The sequence below is a fragment of the Streptomyces sp. NPDC046939 genome (genome assembly GCF_040644575.1).
In the GTDB taxonomy this organism is placed as follows: domain Bacteria; phylum Actinomycetota; class Actinomycetes; order Streptomycetales; family Streptomycetaceae; genus Streptomyces.
The window spans coordinates 1-1,068 of sequence record NZ_JBEYWV010000080.1 but is presented as its reverse complement, the minus strand read 5'-3'; the positions used below and the strand labels follow the sequence as shown (position 1 = coordinate 1,068).

At 71.6% G+C, this 1,068-nt stretch carries 1 protein-coding gene; it reads left to right on the top strand.

All coding sequences use genetic code 11. From position 1 onward, the window contains the following. A partial coding sequence (gene eboE, locus ABZ877_RS39675; RefSeq protein WP_361081590.1) for a metabolite traffic protein EboE occupies positions 1-996 on the top strand: 996 nt, incomplete at its 5' end. Positions 997-1,068: the final 72 nt, after the last annotated feature.

The following is a 1,068-nucleotide window of genomic DNA, read 5'->3' as shown; positions in this document are numbered from 1 at the left end:
GCCCGCACCCTGATCACCGACCCGGCCGCCCTGCGCGGCCTGCGCGCGGAGCTCGACCGGCGCGGCCTGGAGGTCGTCACCCTCAACGGCTTCCCTTATGAAGGGTTCGGTGCCGAAGAGGTCAAGTACCGCGTCTATACGCCCGACTGGACCACCGTCGAGCGCCTGGAGTACACCAGCGACCTGGCCCATGTCCTTGCCGAACTGCTCCCCGCCGACGTCACCGACGGCACCATCTCGACCCTGCCGCTGGGCTGGCGCACCGGCTTCGGCCCGGCCGCCGTGGAGCAGTCCCACCGCGCGCTCACCGAGCTGGCCGGCCGGCTCAACCGGCTGGAGGCGGAGACCGGCCGCTCGATCCGCCTGGCCCTGGAACCGGAGCCCGGCTGCGCCGTAGAGACCACCTCCGACGCAGTCACCCAGCTCACCGCCCTGCCCCGCCATCGCATCGGCCTGTGCCTGGACACCTGCCACCTCGCGACGAGCTTCGAGGAGCCCGCGGTCGCACTCGCCGCCTTGCGACAGGCGGACATCGGCATACTTAAGGTGCAGCTCTCGGCTGCCCTGCACGCCGAGAACCCCCTCGATCCGGCGGTCCGCTCCGCGCTCGCCGCGTTCGACGAACCCCGCTTCCTGCACCAGACCCGGGCCAGAGCGGACGAGACGCTGTACGCCACCGACGACCTGGGCCCGGCGCTCACCGGAGACGCGCTGCCGCAGACGATGCCGTGGCGGGCGCACTTCCATGTGCCGTTGCACGCGCCGCCCGCTCCTCCGCTGTCCTCCACTCTCGATGTGCTGGCAGGGACGCTCGCCCTGCTGGTGGGCGGTGCGGAAGCGCGTTGTCGCCATTTTGAGGTGGAGACCTACACCTGGCAGGCGCTGCCGTCGGCGGACCGGCCTGGAGACGACGTCCAGCTCGCCGACGGCATCGCCGCCGAACTCGCACTCGCCCGCGACCTGCTGACCGGAATCGGCCTCAAGGAGCTGCCATGACGGACACCCGCCCCACCCCGCTCCTCGTCCTGGACGTCGTCGGCCTCACCCCCCGTCTCCTCGACCACATGC